Here is a 13098-nt window from a genome sequence, read left to right on the forward strand (position 1 = left end):
TCAAGGGTTCAAGGTAAGGGGAACGGTCAGCGCAGAGAGTCCCTCCTGCGTCCAAACAACAAGCAATCGGTCCGGTCCGTACGGTGCCACTCTCGGATAGCCGGTAGCACGCGCATCCGATGCCTCGGCCAACTGCCAAGACACGGCAAGCGTTCCATCTGCACGCAGGCTGCGCATCTTCAGGCCACTTTCCAGCCAGACCACAACCATTTCGGTATCCGATGTCATGTACGAGGCCACGCGCCCTGCCGGTTTCCCGGAATCGATCCGGACAACCGGACCCGTGCCTACACGGGCCAGCACGGCAGGCTCTCCGCCGGCCGCTGTGAACCACGCCACACCGGTCGAATTGCCGTGCACCGCAAGCGAGGGGCCATTCACCGGACAGGCATTGATCATCCATCCGTCGTCGTGGACCGGCTCCGGTTCGGACCAGGCTCCATCGGCCAAGCGGGCCGCGCGGACAATATCCCGGACTTCCCCTTCCGAGCGGTCACGCCAGGCGGCCACCACGGCGCCTTCCCGGGTACGGACCATGCTCGTCGGGCAACAATCGCACGCGCGGGAATCCAGTACGGTTTCAGGGCCCAACGCACCGTCCCGGGCAATGGAGCGGGTGTGGACTTCCATTTCGCCCCGGCCGGCACCGTAGCCGGCACCGTCGAGCCAGGTGGCCACGAACGCATGGCCATCCCAGACCGCACTCAGGAATCCGTGTTCGGTCTCGGACCGGTCCTCGTGGAGCCACGCCGGCGCGGTCCAGGTACCATCGGGTCGTCGGACCGCGTATTGTATGCCGTAGGCGTACCGCCCGTCGCCCAGGCGCTGCAGCCAGTGCGCAAGCACCGTGCCGTCATCGGCGACGGTCACGGACGGGACATCGGCCCAGTTCACGAACCAGTCGGTGCCCTCGGAAATCGTTTCAGGCGGCGTCCAACCGGAGGATTCACCCGCTTTCCGCGTGGACATTCGCATCCGGGTCATGCCCTCCTCACGCTCCAGCCACGACAGATACACGGTTCCGTCGGCCGACGTCGCCAGGAACGGCGCCATGGCGGTCTCTCCGGCGGGCAGGGCTACCGTCTGCAGGTCTGCGGCTTTCCGCATCCCCTGCGCGGCTGTGGCTTGCACGGAGGCGCAGGCGACCAACCCGATCAGCAGAAGCAGCCTCACCGTCCGTACCCCAGATCGACCGCGCCCATGATGTCCGGGGCGGTCCAGTCCGGTGGCTTCATCCATTTGCCGTCGTCCCGGCGATAGCCGCCGGCTCCGAACTTGCGCAGGTTGGCGGAATCCACTTCCTGCAGGACCGGCTCGTCGTCCACACCAATGGCAATCAACGTACCTATGGTGACCACCGAGATATCGGCGCATCCGTCGACCACCATTTCGAGGTCGAATTCGCCCTCTGCATCGTACGACAAGTCATCTTCCAGGATTTCATGTCCGTTGGCGTGCACGCGCACGCCGAGCGCTTCCACGGTTTCCAGCGCTTCTTCCAGGATGAGTTTCGCGCGCAGGATGCGGGTTTCGGCGTCCGGCTCAACGGCTCCTTCCGGCGTCGCCTGGCCGGCTTTCTGCATGAATTCCTTGACGCGCTGGTAGTGGGGTGTGGGCATTCGGACAGGAGGCTGCGTTGGCAAGAATAGCGAGGGACGCCCGGCATATTCCGGGCGCGTTCAATCGGCTGGAAGATAGGCAACACTCCCCAACGGCGCATTCCGCGAACCCGGCCATATCCGCCCCATGCCGAAGATGACCCGCACCAGGATCCACAGTCCCGTTACCCACCAGATGGTGGTCAGCGACAGCGCGGGCACGGCATACAGGACAACCACCCCCACCAGCGTGGCCACCGCCGTGGCGTTGCGCAGCCACACGAAGTCTGCCGTGCCCCAGTGGATGCCGTCCGTGCCGAACGCCAATGCGTTCAACGGCTGGAACAGCAGCGCAGGCAGCCAGGCGGCCGAAAACAGGACCAACGCATTCTCGGGGACGAGCATCCGGGCCACCAGCCCCTCGCCCATCCACATGCCAAGGGCCAGGACGAGCCCGAACCCGAACGACCAGATGAGCACCACGACGGCCACCTTCCGGGCCTGCTCCCGGTCGTCCACGAAATAACCGATCAGGCTTTGCCCCGCAATCGCGAACGCATCCAGGAACAGGGCCGTGAAAATCCAGAATTGCCGGATGGCTTGATGCGCCGCCCCGGCATCGGCACCAATCCGGGTGGCCTCGCGCGTGGTGACGACCAGGAAGGCGGTAAGCAGCGCCGTCCTCAACACAATATCCCGCCCCACACGGAACAGGCGGCGGATGCGGTGCGCCGCCAGCGCCGGCCGTGCCCCCAGATCCCTGAGCGTGGCGACCAGGACCGCCACCGCCCCCGCCCATTGCGCGGCGACCGTGGCCCACGCTGCCCCCGCAATGCCGTGCTCGGGAATGAGCCACGCATCCAGCCCGATGTTCACGGCATTCAGTCCGAGGGCAATCCAGAGCGGGACACGCATGTTCTGACGGCCCCGGAGCACCCCGAATCCCGCCACCGTGAGCACGATGGCCGGGGCCCCCATCCACCGGATGGTCGTGTAGTGGATGGCGGCGTCCGCAATTTCGCCGTGGGCGCCCAGCAGGCGCACAATGGCAGGGGTCAGAGGCCACAGAAGGAGCGCGGCCACTGTGCCCAATACGAATCCGACCGCGAGCGCTTGCACGGTCACCGCGGCCCGCTCGCCCTCGTCCCCGCGACCATCCGCCTGCGCCACATCGGTTTGCGTCCCTATGCCCAGAAAGTTGAACCCCCAGAAAATGGCCGACAGGGCCATCGTTCCCACACCCAGCGCAGCCAGCTGGACGGATCCCAGGCGCGACACGAACGCCGTATCCACCAGGCCGGTCAGCGGCTCGGCGACCAGCGAGAGCAGGACCGGCAGGGAGAGCCCGACCAGCGTCCGGTGCGGGCGCTCACGGAAGGGATGATCGCGGGACATGGATTTTCTGCGGATGATTCCCGAACATGCATCAACGCCCACTCAGCCCACGCCGACATGAACGCCGCACAGAAGGTACGATGGTTCTGGATCTGGATGATGCTCCTCGTACCGGGCGTGGCCGTCGGACAGGGCCAGACGACAGCATCCGTGTCGGGCCAGGTGGTGGATGCGGCATCGGGCCTCCCGCTTGCGGGAGCGAATGTCCGTGTGGAGACGCTCGGCGGTGACTCCATAGCCGGTGCTGCCACAAACCTCGACGGGGCGTTCCGCGTGCCGCTGCCGGCCGGTCGCTACCGCGTGACGGCCACCTACATCGGGTACGAAACGTGGTCCGATTCCGTATCCACGGGCGGCCCGCCTCTTGTCATCCGCCTCGCGCCGGGAAGCGTCCGCGTGAATCCCATCACGGTATCGGCATCCCGCCGTCCGGAGCGCGTGCTGGACGCGCCTGCCGCCGTCACCATCCTGGAACCCCGGGAGCTGCAATCCCGCACGGCGCTCACGGCATCGACCCATCTGTCCTCCGTTCCGGGCGTGGACATCATCAATACCGGACTGAATCAGTCGCGCGTGGTCATCCGGGGCTTCAACGACAATCTGGCCAGCTCCCTGCTGACCCTCGTGGACCACCGGATTGCCCGCGCGCCGTCGGTCCGCCTGACCGCCATGCAGCTCATCCCGCTGATTGATGGCGACATGGAGCAGATCGAGGTGGTCTCGGGGCCCGCATCGGCGCTCTACGGCCCGAATGCCGCCAACGGCGTGGTGCACATGATGACGCGTTCTCCGTTCGATGCGCCGGGCGCTGCGGTGAGTGTCGCGGGTGGACAGCAGGACGTCATGCTGGCGTCCGTCCGATACGCCGCGCGGCTGGGCTCACGTTGGGCCTGGAAGGCATCGGCCCAGTACTATTCCGGCCGGGATTTCGAGTTCACCGATCCGCTGGAAGTCGTCCCCCGGGATTTCGGCGTCAAGAACCTGGCCCTCAGCGGCCGCGTGGATTTCCGGCCGCGGCCTGGAATGTCCCTCATCCTGAACGGGGGGCTGACACGGGGCACGAACGTTGAAATCACGCCCACTGGAGCGGCCCAGGTGAACGGGGCTCGTCTGGCCTACGGACAGCTGCGGTTCACGCAAGGGCGGTTCTTTGCTCAAGCGTATTCCAACCGGATGAACAGCGGCGACTCGTACTTCCTGCGAACCGGCGAGGCGTTCCTGGACAAGTCCCGACTGAATGTGCTGCAAGTGCAACACCATCTGCCCGTCGGAGAGCGCCACCACCTCACCTGGGGCGCCGATCTCTTCCTGACCATGCCCGAGGGCGAAGGCACGGTCAACGGCCGCAACGAGGACCGCGACAACACGCGGGAAATCGGGCTCTATGCGCAGACCGAAACCCAAGTGACGCGCCGTTTGCAGGTCGTGGGCGCCGCCCGGCTGGACCATCACAATCACCTTGAGCGGATCACGTTCTCGCCCCGGGCCGCGCTGGTCTTCAAACCAGCTGGCGCCCACACGCTGCGCGCCACGTGGAACCTGGCCTTCGCCACACCGAAGCCGAACGACCTGTTTTCGGACGTGCTCGGCCTCCGGGACGTCTTCACGCTCGGGCGCATGGAGCCACTGCTGGGATTCCGCCCGGAAACCAACCTTCGGGTGCAGGGCATGGTGGACGGATTCTCCGTGGTCCGTTCGGCCAATGGACAACCCCGATTCCGATCGCCCTTCGCCCGACTGGATCCCCGCGGACTCCGCGAAGCGGACTGGATTGACCTGAACGACCCTGTGTTCACGAACGTCATGTGGGAGGTTGCGCGCGCATCGAGCGTCGCGGGGCTTGCGGACAACCTCGAGCAGCTCGGCCAGATACCTGCGGGCAGCGCGGCCGGCGTGAGCGCGGCGTTGGAGCGCATCCTCCCGACCACCGTCCAGAACGTGCGGAATTCCCTGCAACTCCTGGACTTGAATGCGCAGGCCTTCCAGCCCGTATCGGATGCCCGGGACTTTTCGACGCTCGACGTGACCCGCACGCGCACCGTCGAACTCGGATACAAGGGCCTGCTCGGCCGCGGACTCATTGCCCAGATCGACCTTTACTACTCGAACGTCCGGAATTTCCTGGGGCCGTTCGTGGTCGGCACACCCAACGTATTCCTGGAGTCCGCTTCGCTCAAACGGGAGCTGGATGCGGCGCTCGGACTGGCCCTGCAGGATCCCTCGAACGCCGAGGCTCGCGCCGCCCTCCTCCCCCTCGACACCCTGCCGCTGGTCGGCAACGGGGATGGCAATCCGGCCCAGGAAGCGGCGTTCCTGATTTCGACGGGCGTGGCGTCGGCCATTCCGTTCGGGACGGTCAGCGCCGCCGAGGCCTACGATCCGACCGCCGTGCTGCTGGTCCGCCAGAACTTCGGCGACCTGGACCTGTGGGGCGCGGACATGAATCTGCTTCTGTTCTTGAGCCGCTCGTTGCGCCTGGGCCTCATGTACTCCCACGTATCGGAAAACTGGTTTCCGGGCGAGTACGACCTGTCCCTGAACGCGCCCCGGCACAAGATGGGCGGCCAGGTGTCGTGGGACTGGCGATCGTTCTCGACCAACGCCCGCCTGCGCTACGTGGACGGTTTCCGTGTGAAGTCAGACGTTTACGAGGGCATGGTCGACGCCTTCTTCGTGATGGATACGGCCATAACGTACACGTTCCGGGGGCGCACGCGGGCCAACCTGACGGTCCAGAACGTGCTGGACAACCGGCACCGGGAGTTCGTGTTCGTGCCGGAGCTGGGGCGGGTCGGGGTGCTGCGGTTGACACACGAGTTCTGAGGTTGTGTTGTGGGTCCGGCGGTGCGCATTTTCGGCCTCAGACGCGCACTCTTATCCCGACGGTTTATACAATTCAATACCGTGCACGTAGGTCCGAAAATACGCACCGCCAGACCCCATCACGGAGGGTGCCGCCAGGGCGCCAATCCACGCCTGCATTCTCAACGGGGCAACCCTCATGCGTTTTCCCCGTCCTTACGGTATACTGCTCGTTCCATCTATCCAACACCGCCGAGCTCATGCTGAGGACACTTCCCTTTTTCGTCGGTGCCATGCTCCTGCTGGCATCCTGCACCACTGTCAATGTGGGCGATCCTGCCCTGACCGCATCGAAAACCTCCGGCTCGTCCGGGGCGGGTAGCGGATCCGCGGCCGCGGCGTCTGCTTCCGCCGCAGCAGCCGCAGCCGCTGCGAAGAAAGACAACCCGTTCAAGCCCTGGGCAGAGGTCACGAAAGACTCGCGCGCCATCCACGGGATGTTCAACCTGCATCTGAAACGGGACCGCACCCTGTACATCGAAGTCCAGCCGGCACAACTCGGTATGGATTTCGGATTCGTCAGCCACTTCTCGCGTGGAACAGGCGTTTTTGACATCCACGACGGCCTGTATCTGACCGATACGCGCATGTTCCGCTTCGAGCGCGTCGGAGACACCGTCTATCTGCGCCACATGAACACGCTGTTTACGGCCGACGACGGGTCCCCCCTTCGCGCATCATTGGACGAGAACGTCGGACACTCCATTGTCGCGGCATTCCCCATCCAGAGTGAGCACGACACGACGAAGGCCCTCCTGCTGGACTTCTCTTCGTTCGTGGTCTCGGATTACATGGATCTGACCGAGCGCATCAAACCGTATTTCGCCGGACGACCGGTGATGTTCGACAAGTCCCGCTCCTATGTGGACCACGCCATGGCCTTCCCGAAGAACGTGGAAATCGATGCCATGCTGACGTTCAAGCCGAACGGGGCATCCATCACGACGTCAGCTGGCGTCTCGGACCGCTCATCCATCCCGGTGGGCGTTCGATACTCCTTCTTTGCCTTGCCGGAAGATCCCATGCCACGGCGCATGGCCGATGACCGGGTTGGATACTTCACGGATGCGCAGCGGAATTTTTCGCGCGACCGCCAGGTGGATCAGATGGATCAGTACGTGAACCGGTGGCGTCTGGTCAAGAAGGACCCGTCGGCCGCCGTCTCCGATCCCGTACAGCCCATTGTCTACTTCATCGACCGGACGGTCCCCCACGAATACCGGAAATGGGTCAAGGAAGGCATTGAAGGCTGGCAGAAGGCCTACGAGGCTGCCGGATTCTCCAACGCCATCATCGCCAAGGAAGCCCCGGACGATTCCACGTGGAGCGCCGAGGATGTGCGCTACTCGACCGTCCGGTGGAGTGCGGCGCATCAGATGGGCTATGCCATCGGCCCCTCGCAGACCGACCCCCGCACCGGCGAAATCCTGAATGCCGACATCCTGCTGTCGGCAACCTTCATGGCCGGTTGGGGCGATGAGTGGCAGGATCTGGTCGGCCCGAACGGCATGTTGAACAGGATCCAGGAACTGGAAAACCAGATGCACCTGCTGTCCTCGACCGAACGGGACCGCTTCTGCATGGCCGCGTGGGGCAAGCAATTCGAGATGGGCCTGCTTGGCACCACGCTCATGGCGGACGGCGTGCTGGACCCGGTGGGTGAAGTGCCCGAGGAGTACTACGGTCCGGCCCTGCGGGACCTGGTCTATCACGAGGTCGGTCACACGCTCGGCCTTCGTCACAACTTCCGGGGATCCGGATCCATTCCGTACGACCGCATCCAGGATCCGGAATTCACCACCGAGAACGGCCTGACGCTTTCGGTCATGGATTATGCCGGAACGAACATCAACCCGGACCGGGATGCCCAGGGTGATTATGTGAACATGGAGGTGGGCTCGTATGACGTCTGGGCCATTTCCTACGGGTACACGCCCGACGCGACGCGTGCGGCGGAAATCGCCCGCCAGGCGGCCAACCCCATGCACGCCTACAACACGGACGGTGACGGCTTCGGCCAGGATCCGCTCACCAGTGTCTGGGACCTGTCCTCCGACCCCATGGCCTATTCGGAGGATCAGCGGCAGCTGGTCCAGCAAATCTGGCCGGTCATCGAGGACCGGTTGCTGGATGACAACGATGCCTACCACCGGTTGCGCGGATCCGTGAACGGACTCCTGTTCACGCAATTCCGTCAGTACTCGAATGTGGCCAAACTGGTGGGCGGCACGCACTTCGCGCGGGATCACAAGGGTGATCCGAACGGCCGGATGCCGCTGACGCCGGTGCCGGGCGCCGAACAACGCGCCGCCGTGCAGTACATCCTGTCGAATGCCCTCGACACGTCCACCCTGCCGGTATCCCAGGACCTGCTGAACAAAGTACCGCCCAGCCGGACCGACGACTGGAATTCCGGATTCGGAGTGTCCCGCTACGACCTTCCGATCTACGAGTCGGTCCAGAACCTGCAGATGTCGGCCCTGGCTGTACTCACCGATCGCAACCGCATGAGCCGGATGATCAATGCCGACCTGCGCCAGGACGATCCGTACACCGTGAACGAGTTGTTCTCAGACGTCAACCGGGCGGTCTTCGGCCAGTTCACGGGACTGGACCGCTTCCAGCGGAACCTGCAGCTGGCCTACGTGGACCACCTGTCGGGCATCATGAACAACCTCCGTCCGTCGCCCTTCGTGCCCAATGCCCCGGATGAGGCGCGCGCGCTGGCCCGCCTGGACCTGACAGAACTCGGTGAGCGGCTGGCCTCGACGACGGCTTCCGACCGGATGGACCGTGCCCACGTGCTGGAACTGGCTTCACGCGTGGAAGCTGCGTTCAACATCGACCGGGTCAGGGACGCGGAGTAAGCCGCGCGGACATCATAGTGAGAAAAGGTCAGGCCCAAGGACCTGGAGCAATCCAGTTCTTGGGCTTGGCACTTTCAAGGAGGATAGCAAGCGGGTGAGTCAAGAACGATTCAATGGTTTGAACGACGTCCTCAAAAGCCAGAGGTAAGTCGTTTTGTTGTAGCCGATTACGAAATGCATTCCACTGGACCTGCTTTTCAGTAACGAATTTTGCCTCGAACGCGCTTATCCTCAGTGAAAGCTCCGTTTCGCGATTCTTGAACGTCAAACGAATAGCCTCGGCAAGAGAGTCTCCTGCAAAATCAAACTGTCGGGAAAGCAGTCGGATGTCATAAAAATCTTTCATCCGACTGTTCACCTTCCCTAGCTTGACCATTGCCTCCAACTTTTCTGCGATTGCACTTTCCCGGCTATAGCATAGCAGTAGTGGAGGAGTGTGGTCCAAAATCGTCGGCAATTCCGATTTCTCTGCTGCGGGGTGAACGATATCGCCAAAACCGATATCAAGCTGCATGTTGACCCTGGCCGTATCCAACGTGCCATAAAAGCGAATTCTCAAACCACTGTAGTCCGCATCTTCCGTGATCTCTTCGCTCCGGATGGAATCCGGATCGAAACTAAGTCCGTCGGGCTCAACGTCAAACTGCACTACCTCCTTGACTTGAGCGACAAGGTCCGCTTTCAAATTGCTTGTCTTCCCCAACAGGTCGATATCCATGGTCGGCCTGAACTCGGAAGAACCCCATGCCCTCAGCATCAAGGCACCCTTGAGTACGAATTGATCGGCATGGGCTGACCGGGAAAGCCGGTACAGGAATCGCTCCATGGCGAAATATTGCAACAATTCCTGAAAGGGACGTCCATCATTCCTGGATCGGTCAAGGAGTCGCTGTCGGACGGATGCCGGGATATTCCGTGCCATCATTAAACGCTCGCTTCCAGGTAGGGCCGAACCACCTTATCCACACGACAGATTTCGGCATATTCAAGGAGAACACCGGGCCTGAATGGCTTTCTCGTTCTGTATAGCTTCAAGGCTTCCAGCACCGTATCCATTCCGATTTGATTGCGAAACTTGAAGCAGTCGACGACGGTCTTCTCCACATCATAAATCTTGATGGTGACGCCGTCAATTTCATGCTCCTCAATCCCGGCACGGTAGGCGCTCGCTGCGAATTTGTGAACCGTAATAGGGGGATAATCAAGAGAGGGAATGCGCGATTTCCGCGGAACCGCTATGGCGACACTTCGCGGAATCCGGGTTGTGATCTCGTGGAATGCGAGCGCCGAAACCAGACAAACGACTGCGGATGGAAAACGTAGTCCAACCGTTACCAGGTCGGGATTGCTGATGGGTGGAAGCTCCTTGAGTCGGTAAATCCCCCGGCTCACCTGTTCTATCACGCCCTTGTCTCTGAGTGAATAGAGCATATATCGACTTATTCCACGCTTCAGAGCGTCGCTCATCCGCAGCTGGCCACCACACGCGCGGAATATCTCGATTGGGTCAGTCTTCTTGTCACCCCAAGACATAATGTACCTACTTGTTCACAAGTGGATACAATATGTCTTGCCACCTGGACAAAAGCAAGCCCATACCTGAACTTACTGATCTGACCCGTCCGAGATCGTTCGGATGAATTCGATCATGCGGGCGGCAACCTGCTCCGATGTATTCGGGGACAGGATGTCGCCCGCAATGACATGCTGGTTCCGGTCCAGGGCGTGCATGACCATCATGGTATCCACGCGGGTGCTGTCCATGTCCGCCACGAGTTCGGCGGTAACGTCCGGATTCACCACACGGTCGTCCGGTGACCAGGCCACGAACACGGGCACGAGACTGGATTCCAGACCGACCTCCCGGGCCAGCTTCACAACAGCCATCATGGGCAGGAGCGCATCGGTCGGGTAGGACCGTGTCCAGTATCGTTCGTGGTCCGCGTTCGCAGGCTCCCAGCGGAAGGTATCGCCCTGCACCACATGCAGGATCTGCTTGCCCCACGGCCACAGCAGCATGTCGGCACGCGCATCATTCGGACCGAAATTCGGTGATACGAGCACGATTCCCGCCAGATTCGCTGCCAGGTCCGGCTGAGCGGCGGCCCACGCGGCAAGCGTCGCACCGGTCGACGTTCCCATGAGGACGACACGTTCCCCGATGGCCTCACCTACGGCCACGGCCTCCGTCACGTCCCGGATCCAGTCGTGGACGGTCACCTGGCCGAGTTCGTCGCCGGGCACACCATGCCCGGAAAGCCGCGTGTAGAAGAGATTGGCCCCCAGCTCCCGTGCGACGATGTCGGGCACCGGCCGGATTTCCTGCTTCGTTGCCGAAAACCCGTGGATGTAGACAATGGCGAGCGGGGTCTTGCGCCGGATGGGGGTTCCCCGTGTCGTACGCCGCGCCCATATGATTTCCTTGGCCGTGCCCGGACGCAGGCCCTCGACGGCGGCTTCGGCCTCCTCCAGATACGCCGAAACCGTGGCCGTTTCAATGACGACCGGCTCAACCGACGTGTCCACCTGGACACGAGGCCCGGCAAGGAACGCAAAAGTCAGGAAAAGGACGACGATGACGGACTTTTTCACAACGACAGAAACACGAATTGAGGCACCATCGCGGGTGCAGGATCGGGGCGTGGCGTGAATACACCCTCCCCCGTACGAACCGTTCCGTTCCGCATCGTAATTTCGCAGCCCAACCACACCCCCAGCACCATGCCGTATCGCATTGCCTTTCTGACGATGGTCACCCTGTTTCTCGCCGGATGCGCGGGAACCGAACCGGACGCTCCCCGACCCAATATCCTGTTCATCTTCAGCGACGACCACGCGTCCGCCGCTATCAGCGCATACGGCGCGGGCATGAACAACACCCCGCATATCGATCGGCTTGCCGACGAAGGCATGCTGTTCGACAACTGCCTGGTGACGAATTCCATCTGCGCACCCTCTCGGGCGACGGTGCTGACGGGCAAATATTCCCATTTGAACGGGCAGTACACGAACGCCGAGACCTTCGACGGCAGTCAAGCCACGATATCGAAGCTCCTCAAGGAGGCCGGGTACCAGACGGCCCTCATCGGCAAGTGGCACCTGAAATCCGCGCCGACCGGGTTCGATCATTACCAGGTACTCATCGGCCAGGGGCCGTATTACAATCCGCCCATCCGCACGGCCAGCGACACGACCATCATAGAAGGCTACACCACCGATATCCTGACCGATCTGACGCTGGACTGGCTCCGCGACACGCGCGACCCGGAGAAACCCTTCCTGCTCATGTACCAGCACAAGGCGCCGCACCGGAACTGGCAACCCGGGCCGGACCATCTCGAAACGTTCAGTGACACGGAGTTTCCCCTGCCGCCCACGTTCTACGATGACTACCGGAACCGATCGGACGCCCCGGGACAGGCGAACATGCGGGTCGACTCCAACCTCACGGCCTTCGATCTGAAAATCACGCCGCCCGCCCGCCTGAACGAAGAGCAGCTCGCCGCCTGGAACGCCGCCTACGAACCCCGCAACGAGGAACTCCGCCGCCGCTTCGAGGCCGGCGACGTCACCGACGAGGAGTTCGCGTTCTGGAAGTTCCAGCGGTACGTGAAGGACTACCTCCGCACCGTCCAGTCGGTGGATGACGGCGTGGGCCGCGTGCTCGACTACCTCGACGAGAACGGACTCGCCGAAAACACGATCGTGGTGTACACGTCCGACCAGGGTTGGTACCTGGGCGAGCACGGTTGGTATGACAAGCGGTGGATGTACGAACCCTCCCTCAAGACGCCGCTACTGGTGCGTTGGCCCGCCGCCGTCGCGCCCGGTTCGCGCAGTCCGCACATGGTCTCGAATCTCGATTTCGCGCCCACGTTCCTGGATGTGGCCGGCGCCCCCATACCGGAGGACATGCAGGGCCGCAGCTTCCGCACCATCCTGGAGAACGGCGACGATCCGGAATGGCGCTCGGCGTTCTACTACCATTACTATGAGTATCCGGCCTCCCATTGCGTCCGCCGCCACTATGGCGTCCGCACCGAGCGGTACAAACTCATCCACTTCTACGAGCTCGGACAGTGGGAATTGTTCGATCTGGAGTCGGATCCGCTTGAAATGACCTCGGTGTACGGACAAGCCGAGTTCGCCGATATCCAGGCGGACCTGGAGGCGCGGTTGGCCGAATTGCGCACCGCGTACGCGGTCCCGGAAGATACCCGGCCCAGTGGCGAGTGCACGATGGATGTCACCGGCTGGCAAGGCTTCGCTCCGGACGGCAGGGACCTGGGCGATGCCCCCATGCCATGACATGAATACACCAATCCTTCAGCGAACCGCTGCGGGCCGCACCGTATTTTTGCATCCCGGATCCATCC

At 62.6% G+C, this 13098-nt stretch carries 9 protein-coding genes; 3 read left to right on the plus strand and 6 right to left on the minus strand.

Annotated elements, in window-relative coordinates:
- From RIE53_11705 to RIE53_11715, 3 genes are read right to left on the minus strand one after another with little or no spacing between them, the layout of a single operon-like run.
- Positions 1–1131 carry a hypothetical protein gene (locus RIE53_11705; protein ID MEQ9105347.1) on the minus strand — a complete coding sequence of 377 codons (1131 nt, stop codon included), beginning with the start codon at positions 1129–1131 and terminating at the stop codon, positions 1–3.
- 38 nt (positions 1132–1169) lie between these two features.
- Positions 1170–1619, minus strand: coding sequence for a hypothetical protein (locus tag RIE53_11710; GenBank protein ID MEQ9105348.1), 450 nt, complete (start codon positions 1617–1619; stop codon positions 1170–1172).
- Positions 1620–1679: 60 nt separating this feature from the next.
- The gene (locus tag RIE53_11715; protein MEQ9105349.1) at positions 1680–2993 is read right to left on the minus strand and encodes an MATE family efflux transporter; all 1314 of its coding nucleotides are present in this window, start codon (positions 2991–2993) and stop codon (positions 1680–1682) included.
- A gap of 57 nt (positions 2994–3050) precedes the next feature.
- On the opposite strand from RIE53_11715, the gene RIE53_11720 reads away from it, so the two are divergent.
- On the plus strand, positions 3051–5816 hold the full coding sequence (locus RIE53_11720; protein ID MEQ9105350.1) for a TonB-dependent receptor: 2766 nt from the start codon (positions 3051–3053) through the stop codon (positions 5814–5816).
- Positions 5817–6055: 239 nt separating this feature from the next.
- A complete protein-coding gene (locus tag RIE53_11725) occupies positions 6056–8722 on the plus strand; it encodes a zinc-dependent metalloprotease (GenBank protein MEQ9105351.1) in 2667 nt (888 codons plus the stop codon).
- Positions 8723–8750: 28 nt separating this feature from the next.
- Here RIE53_11725 and RIE53_11730 read toward each other — a convergent pair whose 3' ends face one another.
- The 3 genes from RIE53_11730 to RIE53_11740 all read right to left on the minus strand — a co-directional run bounded on the left by RIE53_11730 (position 8751) and on the right by RIE53_11740 (position 11314).
- Positions 8751–9548: a nucleotidyl transferase AbiEii/AbiGii toxin family protein gene (locus RIE53_11730; protein MEQ9105352.1), complete on the minus strand. Its 798-nt coding sequence runs from the start codon at positions 9546–9548 to the stop codon at positions 8751–8753.
- A 98-nt stretch (positions 9549–9646) separates the two neighbouring features.
- Complete coding sequence (locus RIE53_11735) at positions 9647–10189, minus strand: type IV toxin-antitoxin system AbiEi family antitoxin domain-containing protein (protein ID MEQ9105353.1); 543 nt, start codon at positions 10187–10189, stop codon at positions 9647–9649.
- 138 nt (positions 10190–10327) lie between these two features.
- Complete coding sequence (locus RIE53_11740) at positions 10328–11314, minus strand: alpha/beta fold hydrolase (GenBank protein ID MEQ9105354.1); 987 nt, start codon at positions 11312–11314, stop codon at positions 10328–10330.
- 129 nt (positions 11315–11443) lie between these two features.
- Between RIE53_11740 and RIE53_11745 the strand changes: the two genes are divergently transcribed.
- A complete protein-coding gene (locus RIE53_11745) occupies positions 11444–13030 on the plus strand; it encodes a sulfatase (GenBank protein MEQ9105355.1) in 1587 nt (528 codons plus the stop codon).
- Positions 13031–13098: the final 68 nt, after the last annotated feature.

The organism is Rhodothermales bacterium, assembly GCA_040221055.1.
Classification (GTDB): Bacteria; Bacteroidota; Rhodothermia; order Rhodothermales; family UBA10348; genus 1-14-0-65-60-17.

Coding starts and splice junctions, on each gene's coding strand:
- RIE53_11710 (MEQ9105348.1), bottom strand. CDS start 1,619: ATGCCCACACCCCACTACCAGCGCGTCAAGGAATTCATGCAGAAAGCC.
- RIE53_11715 (MEQ9105349.1), bottom strand. CDS start 2,993: ATGTCCCGCGATCATCCCTTCCGTGAGCGCCCGCACCGGACGCTGGTC.
- RIE53_11720 (MEQ9105350.1), top strand. CDS start 3,051: ATGAACGCCGCACAGAAGGTACGATGGTTCTGGATCTGGATGATGCTC.
- RIE53_11725 (MEQ9105351.1), top strand. CDS start 6,056: ATGCTGAGGACACTTCCCTTTTTCGTCGGTGCCATGCTCCTGCTGGCA.
- RIE53_11730 (MEQ9105352.1), bottom strand. CDS start 9,548: ATGGAGCGATTCCTGTACCGGCTTTCCCGGTCAGCCCATGCCGATCAA.
- RIE53_11735 (MEQ9105353.1), bottom strand. CDS start 10,189: ATGAGCGACGCTCTGAAGCGTGGAATAAGTCGATATATGCTCTATTCA.
- RIE53_11745 (MEQ9105355.1), top strand. CDS start 11,444: ATGCCGTATCGCATTGCCTTTCTGACGATGGTCACCCTGTTTCTCGCC.